The sequence below is a fragment of the Nocardia sp. NPDC003482 genome (assembly GCF_053588115.1).
Window position 1 is genome coordinate 127,608 of the sequence record NZ_JBSFPI010000016.1, and the last position, 17,841, is coordinate 145,448.

The 17,841-nt window shown below is 69.1% G+C and carries 16 protein-coding genes; 4 read left to right on the top strand and 12 right to left on the bottom strand.

Annotated features, from left to right (window positions below):
- Positions 1 to 131: 131 nt before the first annotated feature.
- The 4 genes from ACWDSJ_RS24705 to ACWDSJ_RS24720 all read right to left on the bottom strand — a co-directional run bounded on the left by ACWDSJ_RS24705 (position 132) and on the right by ACWDSJ_RS24720 (position 4,481).
- Positions 132 to 1,043 carry an SMP-30/gluconolactonase/LRE family protein gene (locus ACWDSJ_RS24705; RefSeq protein WP_450034558.1) on the bottom strand — a complete coding sequence of 304 codons (912 nt, stop codon included), beginning with the start codon at positions 1,041 to 1,043 and terminating at the stop codon, positions 132 to 134.
- Between the two features lie 69 nt (positions 1,044 to 1,112).
- Entirely contained in the window at positions 1,113 to 1,907 is a 795-nt protein-coding gene (locus tag ACWDSJ_RS24710; RefSeq protein ID WP_450034560.1) for a helix-turn-helix transcriptional regulator, read from the bottom strand.
- 232 nt (positions 1,908 to 2,139) lie between these two features.
- A complete protein-coding gene (locus tag ACWDSJ_RS24715) occupies positions 2,140 to 3,747 on the bottom strand; it encodes an FAD-dependent monooxygenase (RefSeq protein WP_450034562.1) in 1,608 nt (535 codons plus the stop codon).
- The gene (locus tag ACWDSJ_RS24720) at positions 3,744 to 4,481 is read right to left on the bottom strand and encodes a TetR/AcrR family transcriptional regulator (RefSeq protein WP_450034564.1); all 738 of its coding nucleotides are present in this window, start codon (positions 4,479 to 4,481) and stop codon (positions 3,744 to 3,746) included. The genes ACWDSJ_RS24715 and ACWDSJ_RS24720 overlap by 4 nt, the downstream gene beginning before the upstream one ends.
- A 274-nt stretch (positions 4,482 to 4,755) precedes the next feature.
- Between ACWDSJ_RS24720 and ACWDSJ_RS24725 the strand changes: the two genes are divergently transcribed.
- Complete coding sequence (locus tag ACWDSJ_RS24725; RefSeq protein ID WP_450034566.1) at positions 4,756 to 5,397, top strand: hypothetical protein; 642 nt, start codon at positions 4,756 to 4,758, stop codon at positions 5,395 to 5,397.
- 101 nt (positions 5,398 to 5,498) lie between these two features.
- On the opposite strand, the gene ACWDSJ_RS24730 is transcribed toward ACWDSJ_RS24725, so the two are convergent.
- Both ACWDSJ_RS24730 and ACWDSJ_RS24735 read right to left on the bottom strand, forming a co-directional pair.
- Positions 5,499 to 6,209: an RES family NAD+ phosphorylase gene (locus tag ACWDSJ_RS24730; RefSeq protein WP_450034568.1), complete on the bottom strand. Its 711-nt coding sequence runs from the start codon at positions 6,207 to 6,209 to the stop codon at positions 5,499 to 5,501.
- Positions 6,206 to 6,838 (bottom strand): hypothetical protein, encoded by a 633-nt coding sequence (locus tag ACWDSJ_RS24735; protein ID WP_450034569.1) that lies wholly within the window; start codon positions 6,836 to 6,838, stop codon positions 6,206 to 6,208. The genes ACWDSJ_RS24730 and ACWDSJ_RS24735 overlap by 4 nt, the downstream gene beginning before the upstream one ends.
- 44 nt (positions 6,839 to 6,882) lie before the next feature.
- Here ACWDSJ_RS24735 and ACWDSJ_RS24740 point away from each other — a divergent pair, with 44 nt between their 5' ends.
- Positions 6,883 to 9,486, top strand: coding sequence for a CHAT domain-containing protein (locus ACWDSJ_RS24740; protein WP_450034571.1), 2,604 nt, complete (start codon positions 6,883 to 6,885; stop codon positions 9,484 to 9,486).
- A 184-nt stretch (positions 9,487 to 9,670) separates the two neighbouring features.
- Here the strand turns inward: ACWDSJ_RS24740 and ACWDSJ_RS24745 are convergent, their stop codons facing one another.
- A complete protein-coding gene (locus ACWDSJ_RS24745) occupies positions 9,671 to 10,546 on the bottom strand; it encodes a LysR family transcriptional regulator (protein WP_450034573.1) in 876 nt (291 codons plus the stop codon).
- 138 nt (positions 10,547 to 10,684) lie between these two features.
- Between ACWDSJ_RS24745 and ACWDSJ_RS24750 the strand changes: the two genes are divergently transcribed.
- A complete protein-coding gene (locus ACWDSJ_RS24750; protein WP_450034574.1) occupies positions 10,685 to 11,674 on the top strand; it encodes an alpha/beta fold hydrolase in 990 nt (329 codons plus the stop codon).
- On the opposite strand, the gene ACWDSJ_RS24755 is transcribed toward ACWDSJ_RS24750, so the two are convergent.
- A complete protein-coding gene (locus ACWDSJ_RS24755; protein ID WP_450034575.1) occupies positions 11,649 to 12,596 on the bottom strand; it encodes a helix-turn-helix transcriptional regulator in 948 nt (315 codons plus the stop codon). The genes ACWDSJ_RS24750 and ACWDSJ_RS24755 overlap by 26 nt on opposite strands.
- Positions 12,597 to 12,660: 64 nt before the next feature.
- Between ACWDSJ_RS24755 and ACWDSJ_RS24760 the strand changes: the two genes are divergently transcribed.
- Positions 12,661 to 13,809: an epoxide hydrolase family protein gene (locus tag ACWDSJ_RS24760; protein ID WP_450034576.1), complete on the top strand. Its 1,149-nt coding sequence runs from the start codon at positions 12,661 to 12,663 to the stop codon at positions 13,807 to 13,809.
- Between the two features lie 11 nt (positions 13,810 to 13,820).
- Here ACWDSJ_RS24760 and ACWDSJ_RS24765 read toward each other — a convergent pair whose 3' ends face one another.
- The 4 genes from ACWDSJ_RS24765 to ACWDSJ_RS24780 all read right to left on the bottom strand — a co-directional run.
- Complete coding sequence (locus ACWDSJ_RS24765) at positions 13,821 to 14,522, bottom strand: hypothetical protein (RefSeq protein ID WP_450034578.1); 702 nt, start codon at positions 14,520 to 14,522, stop codon at positions 13,821 to 13,823.
- A gap of 14 nt (positions 14,523 to 14,536) precedes the next feature.
- Positions 14,537 to 15,874, bottom strand: coding sequence for a hypothetical protein (locus ACWDSJ_RS24770; protein ID WP_450034579.1), 1,338 nt, complete (start codon positions 15,872 to 15,874; stop codon positions 14,537 to 14,539).
- A 25-nt stretch (positions 15,875 to 15,899) separates the two neighbouring features.
- Positions 15,900 to 16,388: a YbaB/EbfC family nucleoid-associated protein gene (locus ACWDSJ_RS24775; RefSeq protein WP_450034580.1), complete on the bottom strand. Its 489-nt coding sequence runs from the start codon at positions 16,386 to 16,388 to the stop codon at positions 15,900 to 15,902.
- Positions 16,389 to 16,398: 10 nt separating this feature from the next.
- Positions 16,399 to 17,841: hypothetical protein (locus tag ACWDSJ_RS24780; RefSeq protein ID WP_450034582.1), on the bottom strand; the 1,443-nt coding region annotated here is incomplete at its 5' end.

Sequence of the window (17,841 nt, forward strand, 5' to 3'; positions counted from 1 at the left end):
CACCCGTCCTTCGCTGGCTGGAATCGGACACCGATTTTCCGGCTGGGGTCGGGGACGGCTCTGCTGTCGAACCTGATCGCCGGCATCTCCTCGTGCGGTAACGCACCGCCCGCCGCGGGAATCTGCTGATCTCATCGGCGGACGCGCACGATGTCGCCGGTGCCGGTGGCGATCATCAGGTCGTGGTCCGGTTCTGGAGAGATCGCGACCGCCGTGAGCGGGGCGCCGGTCAGCACGGTGCAGGTGCCGTGTGTGGGGGCGTCGATGCGGACTAGGGTGCCCGCGGTGGTGGCCGCGTACAGGGGTCCGTCGGGGGCGGCGGCGAGGTCGTCTGCCAGGTTCAGGTCCGCGACCGTGCTCGGGTGGGCGGGCGCGTCGATCGGTAGGCGCAGGATCTGCCCGTGTGGGGTCAGGTAGGCGGTAGTGTAGACCGAATTCCCTTGCACGGCAAGGCCGTTGAGTCCGGACATTCTGGCCTGCGCGGTCCAGTCGGTGTCGATGGTGGCGTCCGGGCGGATGCGGACGACACCCGAACCGGTGTCGGCGACGTAGAGGTTTCCGTCGTCGTCGAAGGCGGCGCCGTTGGCCATGGCGAGTCCGTCCACGAACACCTCGGGGACGGGCGTGGCGGCGGTGGGATCGAAGCGGACCACACCGCTGCCGTGCGCACCGGGCAGCAGGTTGAGCGATGTGTCGCCGTAGACGACGTAGAGCCGGCGATCGGGGCCGAGCCGGATCGCGCCCGGCGAGTCGACGGACACGGTCGCGGTGACGTGGCCCGCCTTGTCGTAGCGCTGCACCTCGTTGCGGTAGAGCCGCGAAACCCACAGATCGCCGTCGGCGTCGAAGCCGAGGTTCTCCGCCCAGTCCAGATACGGGACGGTCGCCGCGGTGACGGTGGTCGCGGGGGTCGGCGCGCAGGTCTCGGGTTCGGCGTGCGCGGTGGCGGGTACGGCGGCGGTCAGCGCCACCGTGGCGAGGCACCAGGCGAGGGCGCGCCGCCGGATGTGGTCGCGTGGACGGGGGTGGGTCGGAGTCGGCACGAGCTCAGGGTAAGCACCTGTCCCGTCGCCGTGCCCGGGTGCGTGACACCCAGGATCGTCGGCCGGGAACTACCGGGGGCGCAATCGGGCGAGGGCGTCGGTGGTCGGGCCGGGTTCGGGCTGGTAGAGCATCAGCCGTTGTCCCGGGGCCGCGCTCACGTCGAAGGACTGGTAGGTCAGCCGCAGTGCTCCGACCTCCGGATGGACGAACTCGCGGGGCTCGCCGGTCGCGGCGCAGACGGTGTAGGACCGCCACAGTTCGGCGAATTCCGCACTGGCCGTGTGGAGTTCGTCGATCACGCATTGCGGGCGCGGATCCTCCGGATACCGCGCCCGAGCCTGCCGCAAGGTCGCGACCATCGCCTGACACGTCCAGGTCCAGTCGACGCAGAAATCCCGGCTGACCGGCTCGAGGAACGTCATGCGCGCCAGATTGTCCAGGCGCGGATAGGCCGAGAAGAAGCCGTCGGCCACGGCGTTCGCCGCGAGGATGTCGGTCGCCGCGTTCATCACGAAAGCCGGTGCGGCGGAGTAGTTTTCCAGCATCGCGCGCAACACCGGGTCGATCGTTTCCACCGGGCGCGTGGCGGGCAGGGCGCCCGCCAGCCGGAACAAGTGCTCCCGCAGCGCATCGGAGAGCAGAAGCGCCCGGCTCAGGGCGTCGAGCATCTGGGCGGAAGGGTGCCGTTCACGCCCGCGTTCGAGATGGGTGTAGTAATCGGCGCTCATACCCGCCGCCTCGGCGACTTCCTCCCGGCGCAGCCCGGCCACCCGGCGGTGGCCGCGGGAGACCAGGCCGATCTGCTCCGGGCGCACGATTGCCCGTCGTGCCCGCAGGAACTCGCCGAGGTGGTTGTCCGTCATTCCGCCCAGATTAGGCGGGTTACGGCCGCGGGCTTCGGCAGCGGCACGGGGTGGGGATGATCGGCCGAGGTGCGGTCGATGTCGCCGACGGTCATCCGGGTGGCTGCGAGGTCGGCGTACGGTGACGCGGCCGTCGCCCGTCGAGCCAGGCGACAGCGCGGAATCGATTGCGCCGGAGACGTTTCCAGCACAGCCTCGGAATCTTGACGAAATCCTCCGGGTCGAGGGTTGATCATCCCAGCCTCGCCAGCGAGGGGCGGCGAGTGGTGTGGTCGACCTGTGCCAGGGCCTGGGTCAGCGCCGCGGCGGGGTCTTCGGGGATCGCGACCGCGCGCCAGGCGATGTAGCCGTCGGGGCGGATCAGCGCGGCTCCGGTGTGGGAGAGGCCGTAGGCGGTGGCGAAGACGTCCGAGTCCCGTGTTTCGACATCGGTGCCGATCTCGACGGACCGGACCGCGACGTCGAGCTGTCGGCCGGCGGTGTCGGCGGCCGCGCGCCACCGGGCGTCCTCGAACATCACGACCCAGTCACGGCCGAACAGGTCCAGGGTCGAGCTGCCGTCGGGATCGGTGAGGGCCAGGTGTGGAGCACGGGTGCCGGGCTGACCGGACCACTGGTCGGGACGCTGCGCGCGCGGCAGCTCGGGGCCGGCGCCGAGCACGGCGTCGGAGCGGTAGAGCTGGCCGAGTTCGATCGCGTCGTCGTCGAGGACGGGCACCTCACTGCGGGGACCGTCGAGGTAGGCCTTGTAGTCGGCGCGGGCGAAGATCTGTTCGTGGCGCAGTTCGGCGATCGGGCGGCGTTCGGCGTCGTAGGTGTTCAGCAGCGCCGGTCCGGATTCACCCGAGAGCACCGCGGCGAGCTTCCAGGCCAGGTTGTCGACGTCGTCGATGCCGGTGTTGGCACCGAATCCGCCTCGGTTGGGCGGCAGTTGGTGAGCGGCGTCGCCTGCCAGGAACACTCGGCCCGAGGAGAAACGGTCGGCGATCAAGGCCGCCAATTCCCAACGGCCGCTGGTGATCAGCTCGACGGGGATGTCGTCGCGGCCGATCGCCTTGCGCACCACCGCTTTCCGCTCCTCCTCGGAGCGGTCGACATCGCCGCTGAGCATCAGCACCCACCGGCCGTCGGAGTAGGTGGTCAGGAACGCCTTGAAGTCGGGTTGCTCGATCTCGAACTGCACCACACCGTGTTCGAGGTACTCGTCGAGCGGCGCGGTGAACAGGATGCTGCGTTGCACCGACAGCAGACCCGCACCGCTGCGAGTGATGCCGAGGGCCTCCCGCACCGGGCTGGTCGCGCCGTCGGCGGCGATCATGTACCGGGCGCGGAGCTGGTATTCGTGGTCGTCGCCGCGAGGGCGCAGGGTGGCGGTGACACCTGCCTCGTCCTGGACGAAGCCGATCAACTCGGTGCTCGTCCGCAACTCGGCGCCCAGCTCGAGGGCCCGCGCGCGCAGGATCGGCTCCAGCTTGTCCTGCGGGATCGCGGTCGCCGCGACCGGGGAGTATACGACCCGCGGTCCCCGCGCCCGTCCGCCCGGCGTCCAGGGGTATTCCTCCATCCACGTCCCGGCCAGGCTCTCCACGCGTGCCCGGCGCGGCGGGCCGCTGTGACTCGAGGGGGGTACGTCGACGCCCACACGGCGGAACAGCTCCAGGGTGCGGGTGGTGTAGCCGATCGCGCGAGGGTGCGGCGAGCTGCCCGCGTGCTTCTCGACCACCACGACCGGCACGCCGCGCCACGCCAGGAACACCGCGGCGGACAGGCCGACCAGGCTGCCGCCGACGATGAGTACGGGGATCGGGTCGGGCACGTCGGTTTCGTTGATCGCGTTCATGATCGGTCTCCTTCGCTGGTGGTGAGCTCGGGTGGTGAAGCCGGATCCGGCGTCGGTAACGCGGTGGCCGGAATTCCGTTGAGCAGGACCGACAATCCCCAGCGCAGGCGGGCGGTGCCCGGCCCGGTCAGCAGTAGCTGTCCGAGGGCGCGGACCTGCGGGTAGCGGCCCGCGTCGGCGTTCTCGATCGCGGCGACGAGCGCGTCCCATTCGTCGCCGTCCTGGGGATTCTCTCGGCGGGTGGCCTGTTCGGCACCCGTGGCGGTCGCGACCTGTAACAGCAGATCAACCGCCCATGCCGCCCGGTCCGCCGCCACCCCGCCCTCTCGGAGCAGCGCCACGACCGCTTCCACGAGGTCGAGGTAGCAGGGCCCCGACGGCCGGGTCAGCAGGGCCGACCGGGCCAACGGCGGATACTGCATCAGGACGCCGACGTAGGAGGACAGGACCGCCTCGAGGCGATCACGCCAATCCCCCCGCGCGCGGACCGGACCGAGATCGACACCGGCGAGCAACTCGTCCAGCACCGCCGCATGCAGATCGGCCGCGTTGCGGAAATACACATACAGCGACGCCGGGCCGGTATCGAGCTCGGTAGCCAGCCGACGCAGCGTCACCTTCTCCAGCCCTTCCGACCGCAGCACCGCCACCGCCGCGGCGACCACCCGGTCCCGGGTCAACGCGGGCTTACTGGGACGCTCCCGGCGACTACGGACAACTCGACGCTCCTTCACGAACACGATCGTAACGAACATGTTCGTAGCGAACAATGTCGTGTCGAACATGTTCCGTGCTGGATGAGGGATGCCTCACGCCGATCGGTGCGTACCCCGACGGAGCTGGTTGTCGATTCGACGACCGATACCGCCGCCTTCGAACGCGGGGTAGAAATCAGTTCGAAAGTATCTTCTTGTCCGGCTCGGTGGGGCACGAGAGAAATCGACTGGTCGAATCCATCCAGAATGGGGTCATGCGATGACGTGTCGCAGCAAACGAATCCTGCCCGTAATGCTGGCAGTTCTGGTGACGATGTTCACCGCGCTCGTCGTCGGCGGAGCTCGAACGGCGCAGGCGGCGCCGGCCAAGGGAGATTATCTGGTCAGCAGGTGTCTGGTGAAGGCGCTCACACCCAAGGGCGGCCCCCGTGGTGACGGATGCAGCGTATGGGGAATTCCTCAATATGCGGGTCCTCGGTCGCCGCAGGACATGCCCGACAAGGTGAATGACGCGATCGGCGGGTGTGTGACCCATGGAGCCATGGAACTGGTCCTGGAGTCCGAATTCGTCCTCGAAGAGGTCGAGATTCCGGTCATCGCCGTGGGCACAGGTCTTTTCATCGCGGCCGTGGGATGCGTGTCGGGTGCGTCCGAAGCGATGAACGAGACCGCGGTCGACGCCAAAACCCCCAGCACCGACGCCAGCCTCGGCGGCCTGGATCTCAACGACTACTGCTCGCGCACCTATAACGGCGCCACCGCACACGTCAGAGACACCAACAGCGCGTTCAGTTGGGAATGCGTCCACGGCAACACCCATGCCGGCTATATCGACATCGACGCTCAATGCCAGCACCAGTACGGACCACAAGCGGTATCCGGCCTGCACGATTCCGGCAATCCCTACGCGTGGTACTGCCGTAAGAAGGGCTGACCCCCTCGGCGTTCGCTCGCCGCCGACCATACCGGTCGGCGGCCTCGCGGCGTCCGGGCGCAACTGCGCTGGGCGGCAAGCGGATCCGGCGGACAGCCAGGTCAGGACAGGTACCTCGACGGAGTGCCGACTCGGATACCGGCGCGCTCGGCGGCGTCGAGCAGCAGGCCCAGTCCGCCTCCCTGGTAGAAACTTCGGTCGTTCACGTCGGGGTCGACGTCCAGGTCGGAGGCTGCGACCCGGTCGCCGAACAGCACAACCGCCTGCCCGGTGTTGAACTGACGGCTCATCCAGATCAGACCGTCGAGCGCGAGATCGGCGCGGGCATGGAGCGCGGCGGCCCACTGCACCGTGTCGGGATAGTCGATCGCGTCGGTGTCGATCAGCTGATGATTGCGAAGTCCGAGCCGCCGCAACCCATCTCCGTGCAGACTCGCCAACCGCAGTCGACGGCGGGGAGCCAGGCGGCTGTAGGCGACTGTCCGGTACTGCTTCGACACGAGGACCGCACCCGATCCGAGGGGTAGATCGTGGAAGAGTCGTTCACCGATCGCGACGTCGACGGTATTGCCCGCGTAAAGGATCGGGACCGTCTTGCCTCCGGTATCGGCGAAGAAGCTGAAGCGGCCGGGTTTGCCCACTCCGGGGTTGAACTCACGCGGGCTCCTGCCTCGGGTGTGCCCGCGATACATCTCGCGCCCCTGCGGCCAGGTTTCGATCAGCGGAGTGAGAGTCGAACCGGCGGGAGGAGCCGGGACGACGCCGGTGGTGGGAAGGCCCGACGTTACTCCGGTCCCGCGGGGTGTGGTCATTCCGCCGCCACCGCGTAGTCGGCTGCCAAAAGGACCGAATCCGGCCGTGTCAGAAGCAGATCCGCGGGCGCGTGGCCGCCGAGCCAGCCGTTGGGAGAGGCCATCCACAGCACCACCTCCCGCGCGTCCCATTCAGCGGTCAGGCGCGCGATCAGGCGCGAAACCACCGGTGGCACAGTGCCGTCCACATCGAACTGGAAACCCGGGAACACCCCGGCGCCGTCTCCTGCTGGTTCGGCCAGCCGTAGCAACCCGCCGTCGCGGACGAGTTCGTCCAGGTAGTCCTGGACGGCCGCTTCCGATCGGTGCGCCACCGAAGCCACCTCGGTTGCGGTGAGCATCCCGTACTTCTCGGAGATGGTCCGCCACATGTCGGCCAACCGTGCGTCCGCCGCGGCGACGAGTCGCGCCGTGGCCGGGTCTCCGGCCAGCCGCACCGGATCGACGGCCTCCGTTCCGTTCACAGGCTCCGACAACCGGCTCATCACCCAGCCGAAGAACGCGCGCACCTCGACAGGGCCGGTGGCGGCGACCCGAACCACGGGAAAGCCCTCGGGCGTGGGCGCATCGATGGATACTTCGAATTCGTACTGCGGGTGCGGGTTCGGCTCATCAGGGCCGTCGGACATTCTCAGAGAGTAGCAAGCCCACTGGAAGCGAGACGGGGTTCGCGATGAACCGAGGGGGACCGCGCGCCGAGATATCGATCGCGGAGACGATCATGGAGAGCGCCCCGGAGTGGGCGACGGACGCGGCCCGGGCTGCGGCGGCGGCAACCCCCGCAACATCTCGAACCGCCTCCGCCGCCCAACGTCTCGCGTCCGCGCGGGCATGGCTGCAGCTGGCCGAGGACCAGAGGCTCGAAAACCAGTCCCCGGACTGGGCGCAGGCGGTGCGGGTGCAGGCGTTGACCGCGATCTACTTCTGCCTCGCACTCGACTCGCTCGAGCGGTTCACCGAGTGGATCACGGCGGCCGATCGTCTGGTCGCGCGAATCGAGAACGCGCCGCCCGACATCGCGCCCGAAGTCCGCGCCCGAGCACACAGCATGCTGGCCATCCATCTCGACTTCACCGTCGAGATGTCCCTGACCGAGGATCCGCTCGGAACACTGAGAACCGCTGCCGCGCACGCACAGTCGGCACTCGCGGTGCCCGACGACCAAGCACCGGCCGAAGCAATCGCCCGACGCCACAACATCATGGCGATCATCGCGCGCAACCTGGCGAAGCGCGCGCAGGGGATGCAGTGGTGGGACATCTCGGTGCGGGCCAACCGAGCCGCGGCCGGTCTCGACCCGGATGGCAGCGACTGCACGGCGCCCGGGGAGATTCCGCTGTCGACCCCTGCCGTCGAACTGGCCACCCGCTGGCAGAATCTGGCGAACGCGTACCGCTCCCGCGGAGCCGCGCTGGGCTCGATCACGGATCTCGAGAACGCCGTCGCGGCCGCCGACCAGGCGTTGCGGTTCGCTCCCCTGGGCGATCCCGCTCGCGGCGGACCGTGGATGGCACGCGCCAACGCCCTCATGTCGCTGGCCGAGCATGTCGATGCGCCACTCGAGCATGTGCGCAACGCGGTGGATGCCTTCCGGCACGCGGTGGAGTTGCCGTCGACCGGTGCCGTACGTCGACAAAAACGGTTGACTTCGCTCGGGCACGCGTTACGGCGCCTGCACGATCTCAGCACATCGGTCGACGGCGAGGACAAGACCCTGCTGACCGAGGCGATCACGTATTCGGCTCGTGCCGTTCGCCTGACCCGTCCGGGTGCCCAGGAACGGCCTCGGCTCGTGGCCAACCTCGCCAATGCCCTGCGAGACAGAGCACGCCTCGAGGACGATCCGCGAGAATGGCGCAGGGCGATCAGATGGTATCGCCGCGCGTTGAGCCTGTCGCAGGCCCAACCCCACAGCGCGGACAGGGATATTCCGCAGCACGAGATTCTGCTGGCCGCGGCACTCGAACTCCACCATCGTCCGGCCGGAACCCTCGATCCCGAAGCCGAGCAGCTGTTCCGGAGCGCCTTGGCCCATACCGCGGAACTCGATGTCTCGCTGTACGTTCGGGCGGCGCGCCGCTTCGCGCGCGCATTGGTCCGTTACCACCGCGCGAAGGACGCCATCGCCGTACTCCTGAGTGTGATCGAAAACCTCGCTGCCACAACGGATTTACGGATCCAATCGCAGCGACTGCAACTACGCTGCGAGGCGGCCGCGCTCCTGGCCGTCGCCGGTGATCCGGACGCCGCGCTCAGCATCACGGGATGCGACGACCTCGACCCCGCCATCGTGTTGCTGCCCGGCCTCGCCGAGGGCGTCGTCCTGCGTCGCGCCCCGGCCGATCGGTGGATCCTCGCCCGCTCGTCCCTGCTGACCTGGGATCGATTGCGCGTCGAACGCGACCGTTTACAGCATCGCTATCGCTCGGGTGACACCGACCGGCCCGCATCCGGCGATATCGAGAACGCGATTCTGTTCTGCCGTAACGTTTTCGGTGAGCTCGCGGACAGCGACATCTCGGCACCGACCATCGCGGCCGGCCCGGCGCTCGACCTTCCGTTCCATGCCGTGACGAACCGCGTGTCACGGTCGCTGCCCACGGCCCGGCCGTCGAGGAAGGCCCCGCGCGAATCGAACGGAATCATGGTCAGGGCCTCGTTCGCGCGCCATCCGCAACTGCCCGGCTCGAAGATCGAACGATCGACGATGCGGCGCATCCTGGGCGCCGACCTGATCGTGCGAGAGGTACTGCCCTCGGACGACGAACCCCACGAGGACACGAGTGCACCGATCCTGCACATCGCCGCTCATGGTGGCGAAGTCGACCGAAGACCCGCACTGAGTCTCGAGCCGGACACCTGGATAGTCCCGTCGCGGCACGAGAACCTCTGCATCCCACCGATTCTCGTGCTCACCGTCTGCCCCACCGCGTACCGGCACGAAGCGCCCTATCCGCCCCGCCGCATTCAGGACGAGTTCCTCGCCGCGGGCGCCCACGTGGTCATCTCACCTCAATGGCCGGTTCGCGACGCCGCCGCGGCGGCCTTCACCGCGGGCTTCTACCAGAATCTGCGCCGAAACGAGTTGGTACGCAATCCGATCGATGCCGCAGCCCTCGCGGTCGAGCGATCGGTGGCGGCGATGCGTTCGAGTACCGTGCGCGACCTCGAGCGGACCCATCCCGAACTCGCGATCCTGCCCGCGCTGAACGGACCAGGCGACTCCCGTCCGTTCGCCCATCCCCGCGACCACGCGACATGGGTGTGCTGGACCTGAACTGCCTCGCCCCGAGACCCGAGACCCAACCCGCGTTGCGTCCGCCCGTTGTGCGCGTTGAGCGGTCGTGCCGCTCCAGGAGCCAGCGGGGCGGTCCGAAGGTGGACGATGAATCAGCTCATCGAGAGGGCTTGTGCATCTGTGGGGAGACCTCGAGATCGGAGGTACCCGACATGGCCGACCGCTAGGTCAGGTCGCTCAAGTCCGCCAAGTACGCATTGACCGTGCCGGAGGTGTCGTTCGGTCTGGTGAGGATGACGACCTCGAGGTCCAGGGGCTCCGATATCGGGCGGTAGGTCAGGCCCGGGATGCCCAGGCGGTGGGCGCCGTCGGGGACCAGGGCGATTCCGTGGCCGGCTGAGGCGAGGGTGAGTACGGACAATGTCGTGGGTACGAGGCGTGGTTCGGGGAGGGATGTGAGGGCGGGGCGGATTCGGTCGGCGAGGGTTGTGGTGCCGGTTTGGGGGGCGGGCAGGATCAGTCGCTCGTCGGTCAGATCCGTCAGGGAGAGTTGGTGTTTGCGGGCCAGGTCGTGGTCATCGCGTAGTGCGGCCACCATGTGTATGCGGCGTCGGGGGTGTGGTGTGAGTGCTTCGATGTGCTCGGGGCCGAAGTGGGGGGTGTAGCCGAGGTCGATCGTTCCTCTTCGCAACTCGTCCGCGACGCCGCCGGGTGACAGCTCTCGCACGTCGATCTCGACCCGGGGATGTCGGTCGTGGAAGGCGCGCAGGTCCGTGGGCAGCAGTCCGCTGTACGCGGCGTAGCCGGAGAATCCGATTCGCAGGGAACCGGATTCGCCGCGCACGGACTCGCGCGCCGAACGCAGGGCCCGGTCCGCCTGCTCCAGAACGCGACGGGCCTGCTCGTGGAAGAGGCGACCGGCATCGGTGAGCTGGACGGACCGGCTGGTGCGGAGGAACAGTGGTCCGCCCACCTCGTCCTCGAGCTGGCGGATCTGCACGCTCAACGTCGACTGGGTCACGAACAACTGCTCCGCCGCTCGTCCGAAATGCAGCTGCTCGGCCACGGCGACGAAGTATCTCAGATGCCGCAGCTCCACCGCCGTCTCCCATCACGCGCACCTACTATTCGCCACGAACGATCAATGAATCGGTTCATTCTATTGGATTAATCGTTCCTGGCTTGGCAGTGTCGTCAACGGACGCCTCAACCCCTCGAATCGACAGGCAGCACGGCCATGACACCGATCGAAGCGCACGACCACTCGGACATATTCGTCGACCACGCCTACGCCGAACACATCGTCGACCTCGGCGAGATTCGGATGAACTACGCGGTGGCCGGTGATCCGTCCGCCCCGGCCATGCTGCTCATCCCCGCCCAGACCGACTCGTGGTGGAGCTACGAGGCGGCGATGGGACTGCTGTCCGACCGCTACCAGGCCTACGCCGTCGACCTGCGCGGCCAAGGGCGGTCGACGTGGACGCCCGGCCGGTACAGCCTCGACATCTTCGGCGGTGACCTGGTTCGGTTCATCGACCGGGTGATCGGCCGTCCGACGATCGTGTGCGGCCTGTCCTCGGGCGGAACGATCGCCGCGTGGCTGTCGGCCTATGCCGCACCGGGACAGGTCGTCGCCGCTGTCTTCGAGGACTCGCCCCTGTTCGCCTCCGAGGCCAGCCCCGCCGTCGGCCCGTCCATTCGTCAGGGCGTCGCGCCGATGTTCCGGCTCTGGCACAAATGGCTCGGCGCGCAGTGGAGTATCGGCGACTACGACGGAATGCGCTCGGCCCTGCCTCGCGAGATCCCCGGCTGGATGCTCACCGCGCTCGCGCGGATGTCCGGATCCCGTCCTCCCTCGGACGGGATCCCGCAGAATCTCCGCGAGTACGACCCCGAATGGGGTGACGCGTTCGTCAGCGGACGAGCCACCCTCAACTGCGACCACGACACGATGCTGCGGCAGGTGAAGGTGCCCGTCCTGCTCACCCATCATTTCCACTATGTCGACCCCGAGAGCGGCAATATCCTCGGCGCCCTCGACGACGTTCAGGCCGCCCGGGTCAAGGAACTCGTGGAGGGAACGGGAAACAGCTTCGCCTACCGCGCCTTTCCCGAGATGCCGCACTCCATGCACGAACACGACCCGCGGCGGTACGTCACCACGGTGACCGAGTGGCTCGACTCCCTCGAGTCCGACATCAAGCCCCGGCCGCACGGTTCATGAGCGCGGCCAGTTCGCGGAGTCGCGTGCTGAGCTCCGGCGGGTCGAGCACCCGGAACTCGAATCCGAAACCGGCCAGGTAGGCCGCGAGGGCGTCGAGTGAGTGCGCACCCGTATGCAGCACACAGGTTTTCGCGTCGCGAGCCTCGAGGACGCCCACGGTCGGCGCGATCCGTTCGGCGGCGAGGGTCGCGGAGGTGTGCAGCAGGATGCGGGCCTGGTAGCGGTAGGGCGCGGTGGTCACCGCGTGCGCGACGAAGTCCGCGGCGTCCGGCGCGTCGCGCGGTGTGAAGCGCGGGCCGGTGGGTGTGCGCGGGGTCAGCCGGTCGACGCGGTAGGTGCGCCAATCCTCGCGGTCGGTATCCCAGCCGATCAGGTACCAGCGGCGTCCGGTGTGCACGAGTCGATGCGGTTCGGTTGTGCGCCTGGATGTTTCGCCGGTGTGCGTGCGGTAGTCGAAGCGCAGCCGGTGCTGCTCGCGGACGGCGGCGGCGATGGCGGTGAGGGTGTCCGGATCGATCCGCGGCCCGCCCGCCGGGACCGCGACGGTCGCCGCCTGGAGGGCGGTCATGCGATGCCGCAGCCGCGACGGCAGCACCTGTTCGAGTTTGGCCAGCGCGCGCAGCGAACTCTCCTCGATGCCCGCGATGGTCCCGCCCGCCGCGGTGCGCAGGCCCATGGCGACCGCGATGGCCTCGTCGTCGTCCAGCAGCAGCGGCGGCAGTGTCGCGCCCGCGCCCAGCCGGTATCCGGCGGCGCCCGCGACGGCGTGCACGGGATAGCCGAGGGTGCGCAGCTTCTCGATGTCGCGGCGCACGGTGCGCACGTCCACGTCGAGGTGGCGGGCGAGTTCCGCGCCGGTCCAGTCGCGCGGGGTCTGTAGCAGTGACAGCAGCCGGAGCAGGCGGGCGGAGGTTTCCAACACGAATTCGAGTCTGCCCGACAACCTAGGGCGGGACCTGTCCTAGGTGGTTCCTACGGTAATTCTCATGAGCGACGAGATCACTCCCTTCCGCATCGATATCCCGCAGGAACAGCTCGACGACCTGACGGCCCGGCTCGATGCCGCGCGCCTGCCCGCGCCGCTGCCCGGCGACGACTGGGACACCGGCGTCCCCGTGCACTGGCTGCGCGAACTGGTCGACCACTGGCGTACCGACTACGACTGGCGGGCCGCCGAGGCGGAGCTGAACCGCTACCCGCAGTTCATCACCGAGATCGAGGGGCAGCGCATCTTCTTCCTGCACATCCGCTCCGCCGAGCCGGACGCGGTGCCGCTGCTCATGACCCACGGCTGGCCCGGCTCGGTGGTGGAATTCCTGGACGTCATCGGTCCGCTGACCGATCCCCGGGCGCACGGCGGCGATCCGGCCGACGCCTTCCACCTGGTGATTCCCTCGCTGCCGGGTTTCGGATTCTCCGGCCCGGTCGCCGAAACCGGTTGGGACAGAGCGCGTATCGGCCGGGTGTGGGCGAAGCTGATGGAGCGCCTGGGCTACGAGCGCTACGGCACCCAGGGCGGCGATATCGGCGGCGCGGTGAGCCCCGAGGTCGCCCGCTCGGCCCCGGACAAGGTGATCGGCGTGCACACCAACGGCGGCCCGAACCTGCCGCCGCCGGAGGCGAAGGATCACCTCGACGAGCTGACCGAGCTGGAGCGCGACCGGGTGCGCCGGATCGATGCGTTCCTGCGAGAGGAGTTCGGCTACATCGCGATTCAGTCGACCCGCCCGCAGTCCCTGGCCTACGGTCTGATGGATTCGCCGGTGGGACAGCTGGCCTGGATCATGGACAAGTTCCGCGAGTGGACGCATCCGCGAAACGTGTTGCCCGACAAGATCATCGACCGGAACCGTCTGCTGTCCAATGTCATGCTGTACTGGCTGACCGGCACCGCGGGCTCGGCCGCCTACGTCGGCTACGCCTCGGCGTCGCCGTGGGGCGCGACCCCGGCGAATTCCGGTGTGCCGACCGGGGTGATCGCCTTCGCCCACGATGTCTGCATCCGCCGCTACTGCGAGCCGTCCAACACCATCACGCGCTGGGTGGACGTCGATCGCGGCGGTCACTTCGCGGCGCTCGAGGAGCCGGAGCTCCTCGTCGACGATATCCGCGAGTTCTTCCGCACGGTGCGCTGAATCCCGAGCCGTCAGGCCGGATCGGGCTCCGGCTGCAACTGGAAGTTGTAGGTCGCGTACCGGTGGAGTTCGCTGCCCGCGTCCTCCCAGCTGTAGGCCTTGCGGCCGATGTGGTTGAGGCGGATGCGGGTGTCGGCCATGATGTCGAAGCCGCTGCGGCGGGCGCGTTCGCAGAAGGCGTAGTCCTCGCCGAGGTACCAGTGGTTCTCGCCGTCCTGCTGGATCAGCGGGAGGAAGTAGGGGACCGTGACGCGGCCGAACTGCTTGTTGCAGATGGGGAGTTCCTCGTGTTCGATCATGGTCTCGTACACGGTGCGATGCGTGAACAGGAAGCCGGTGGCGGCGTATTTGATCTCCATCAGGCCGCCGCCCTCGCCGAACAGGATGCGCTTGGTGCCGGGCAGCATGTGACAGGCCAGCTCGCGCACGCCCTTCTTGGCGTAGATGCCGCACACGATGGGCAGATCGTGGTGGCGGAGCATATCCACCGAGTCGGGGTCGAAGCCGATGTCGGAGTCGATCCACATGAGCCCGTCGAAGCCGTCGAGCAGCGCGTCGGTGGCCATCTGGCTGCGGCCCTGGTCGATGGCCGCGTAGCCGGTGATGGTGCGCACGGTGTAGCCGCGTCGTTCCAGTTCGCTCAGGCCCCGCGCGCATTCGGGTTCCAGGTAGCCGCCGATCGGTACGAGAACACAGCAGCGGCGTGGATCCATCGTGGTATCTCCATCTATTCGGACAGTTCGTTCGTCAGTCCGGCGAGCGCGAACTGGTACATCGCGCCCACCACATCGGCCTCGGCGGTCACGTCGAGGGCTGTGAGCACCATATCCGTTGTGACCGTGCGGGTTTCGGCCGCGGCGACCAGCTCGACCACCGCGTCGCGGTCGGCCTGCGGGCCAAGGACCGCGCACACCACGTCCGCGGTGGTCGTGGGGGTCCACAGGCCGGGGATGGCCGCGCCGATCGCGGCGGGCTCCGGCGAGCGGCCGCGGAACCAGCCCCCGCCCTCCCACCAGTAGCAGAAGGTCAGTAGCCCGGTGGTCACCCGCTGGTCGAGCACCGGGTTCGCCAGCCATTCCGGGGCGCCCGCGTAGAGATCCGGCAGGTCCGCGCCGTCGTTGTAGGCGGCGTCGAGTTCCGGTGCGTCCCAGACGCCGCCGGATAGCACGGCCCGCCGGGCGGTCAGCAGATGCAGCGTGGATCCGCTGCCGTTGCTGGCCTCGAACACTCCCGACGAGCCGAGGACGCGCGGTCCGGCGTCCGAGCCGATCGCGACCGCCGCGGCGGAGATCGTCGCCCAGCGAGCCCAGATCAGGTCCGGCGCGGGGAGACCCGCGGGCTCCGGCGTGATTCCCCGGCTCCGGTCGGTGCGCGACCGCACGATCGCGCGCCGCGGCGGCCGGGACTGCCGGTCGGCGTGGTCGATGTAGGCGGCCAGCCAGATCGGCAGCCGCGCGCGGGGGAAGGCCGCCAGGTCCGCGCGGTACGCCTCCGGGGGGTGCAGTTCGTCCCCGGTGAAAGGGACCGCGCCGTAGTCGTATTCGAGCTCGATGATCGAATCCTCTTGTGCCGCAAGCGCTTCCGAGTCATCGCGCACGCAGTGCAGCAGCACCCGCCACCAGGCGTGGCCCGCGAGCGGCACGGTCACCTCGCGCAGCAACTGCGCCAGCTCCCCGGCCTCCCGCGGCACCGGGACCGGGGTGACCTCGCCGACGTCGTCGGTGAAGTACGCGACCGCCGCGATCGCCCGCACGGTGACCGAGAACGCCACATCCAGCCGCCGCCAGTCCACCGGCGCCGCGGGCAGCAGGGTGTCCGCGATGGCTCGCCCGAGACCGGTCGCGTAGCGGTCGATATCGATCGGCGCGGCCGGATCGGGCTCCTCGACGGTGACCGTGACCTCGGCATCCGGTGCCGGCGGCACCGGCACGGGACGTTCCGTCGACACCGTGACCTCGACGTCCGGCGGTGTCGCCGCGCCGCGGTCCGTGGTCGGCCCGCCGAAACCCCCGAGGGTGAAGGCGATATCGGGCGGCGGGTCGGTGGTGGTGTCGGCTTCGTTCATGGGATGGGCCGTTCTCGCGCGGGGATCAGTGGCTGCCGTCGTCGGAGATCGCGGACCGGGACGCGCGCAGGAAATCACCGGCTGTGCGGGCGTCCAGGTCACGGTCGGGAGCGTCGGGCGGGCTGGTGGGCGCGCGGGAATGGCCGGGGATGTGCTCGGGCAGGTCCGGGCTGCCGGGCAGCAGGTCGGACAGTTTGGGCCACTGCGCGCGGCGATCGAGCAAGGGCCGCACCAGGTCTCGCAGCCGGCGCGCGATCTCGGCGGCGGCCTGCTGGGCGGCCTGGGTGACCGCGGCGGCGATCTCGTCGTCGGAGAGGTCGTCGATGCGATCGGAGAACTCGACCCCGGTCACGATGCCGTCGCCGTCGACCGTCACCACCACCCGGCCGTCGTGGATCGAGGCCCGCGCGGACATCTCGCTCTTGCGGCGCTGCGCCTCGGCGATGCCGTTCATTTGGTCGCGCAGCCCGTCCAGCACCGTGTACATGTCGTTTCTGAGCTGTTCGTTGCTCATCCGCGCCTCCTCACCAGCTGTTGCCGCTCGTGCCGGTATGCGCCGGATCCCGCTTCCCGCTCGAGTCGGCGAGCGCGAGGGCGGGCGGCTTCACATTGACCGGATCCGCCCAGAAGTCCGCGCCCGGCGCGGTCACCGCGGTGAACGGATCGGGCATCAGCTCGCTCAGTTTGATCTTGCGGGCCCGGACGCGGCCGCTGTAGAAGGTGCCGTCCTCGAGCTGCCGCTCCCATCGGTTGCCCTTGTCGAAGGCCGCGAGTTCCGCCCGCGCCGCGGCGTCGGTGATACCGGCCCGGGCCAGCATCGCCGCCATCGCCGCTCGCTGATCGTGCTCGCGGATCGTGAGCCCGGCGCGATCGACCGCGGCGGCGTGCCGGTCGATGGTGGATTGTGCTGTGGCGCGGCTGTTGTCGTGCTGGTTCACCGTGGCGCGGTCGGTGGCGATGGTGGGCTGGTGGTTGTCGATCGTGGTCTGTGCCGCCGCGCGGTTGTTGTCGTGGCGGGTCACGGTGGCGCGGTCGTCGGCGATGGTGGCTCGGTGGTTGTCGATCGTGGTCTGTGCTGCGGCGCGGTTGTTGTCGTGTTGGGTGACGGTGGCGCGGTCGGTGGCGATGGTGGGCCGGTGCTGGTCGACCGTGGATTGTGCTGCGGCGCGGTTGTTGTCGTGCCGGGTGACGGTGGCGCGGTCGGTGGCGATGGTGGGCCGGTGCTGGTCGACCGTGGATTGTGCCGCGGCGCGGTTGTTGTCGTGGCGGGTCACGGTGGCGCGATCCGCGTCGAGCCCGGGTGGGGGACCGCTTCGGTTCCCGGCGTCCGCGGCGGCGGTGGCCCGGTCGGTGGCGATGCCGGGGCCGAGGCGGTTCACGGTCGCCTGTGCCGCGGCGCGGTTGTTGTCGTAGGCCGTGACGGTGGCCCGGTCATCGGCTATGCGGGGGCCCAGCGAATCGTGCACGGTCTGGGCCGCGGCCCGGTTGTTCGTGTATTGATCGACGATGTTCCGGGCGCCGGTGTCGCCGGGATTCGAGGCGAGCGCGGCGCGGGCGTTCGTCACCGCCGCGGGCTCGGGGGCGGCGAGGGTGGCGTGCGCCTGGTCGAAATCGGCGATGTTGTTGCGCGCGTTGGTGATCGGGGCCGGTTCCGGGGAGTTCAGGAGGTGCTGCGCGCGGTCGTGCTCGTCGATCGTCAGGCGCGCGCGGGCCGCGGCGACATCGGCCGGTTCGGGCGTGTTGAGAACGTTCTGCGCGTTGTCGTGGGCGGTGACGTTGGCGCGGGCGTTGGTCACGGCCGGTGGTTCGGGTGTGTTGAGGATGGTTTGGGCGTTGTCGTGGGCGGTGACGTTGGCGCGGGCGTTCGTGACGGCCGGTGGTTCGGGTGTGTTGAGGATGGTTTGGGCGTTGTCGTGGGCGGTGACGTTGGCGCGGGCGTTCGTGACGGCCGGTGGTTCGGGTGTGGT

Excerpts from the sequence above, each read along its gene's own strand:
- ACWDSJ_RS24750 (WP_450034574.1), top strand. The coding sequence starts at position 10,685 with ATGACACCGATCGAAGCGCACGACCACTCGGACATATTCGTCGACCAC.
- ACWDSJ_RS24735 (WP_450034569.1), bottom strand. The coding sequence starts at position 6,838 with ATGTCCGACGGCCCTGATGAGCCGAACCCGCACCCGCAGTACGAATTC.
- ACWDSJ_RS24740 (WP_450034571.1), top strand. The coding sequence starts at position 6,883 with ATGAACCGAGGGGGACCGCGCGCCGAGATATCGATCGCGGAGACGATC.
- ACWDSJ_RS24730 (WP_450034568.1), bottom strand. The coding sequence starts at position 6,209 with ATGACCACACCCCGCGGGACCGGAGTAACGTCGGGCCTTCCCACCACC.
- ACWDSJ_RS24715 (WP_450034562.1), bottom strand. The coding sequence starts at position 3,747 with ATGAACGCGATCAACGAAACCGACGTGCCCGACCCGATCCCCGTACTC.
- ACWDSJ_RS24770 (WP_450034579.1), bottom strand. The coding sequence starts at position 15,874 with ATGAACGAAGCCGACACCACCACCGACCCGCCGCCCGATATCGCCTTC.
- ACWDSJ_RS24710 (WP_450034560.1), bottom strand. The coding sequence starts at position 1,907 with ATGACGGACAACCACCTCGGCGAGTTCCTGCGGGCACGACGGGCAATC.
- ACWDSJ_RS24725 (WP_450034566.1), top strand. The coding sequence starts at position 4,756 with ATGCTGGCAGTTCTGGTGACGATGTTCACCGCGCTCGTCGTCGGCGGA.
- ACWDSJ_RS24765 (WP_450034578.1), bottom strand. The coding sequence starts at position 14,522 with ATGGATCCACGCCGCTGCTGTGTTCTCGTACCGATCGGCGGCTACCTG.
- ACWDSJ_RS24760 (WP_450034576.1), top strand. The coding sequence starts at position 12,661 with ATGAGCGACGAGATCACTCCCTTCCGCATCGATATCCCGCAGGAACAG.
- ACWDSJ_RS24775 (WP_450034580.1), bottom strand. The coding sequence starts at position 16,388 with ATGAGCAACGAACAGCTCAGAAACGACATGTACACGGTGCTGGACGGG.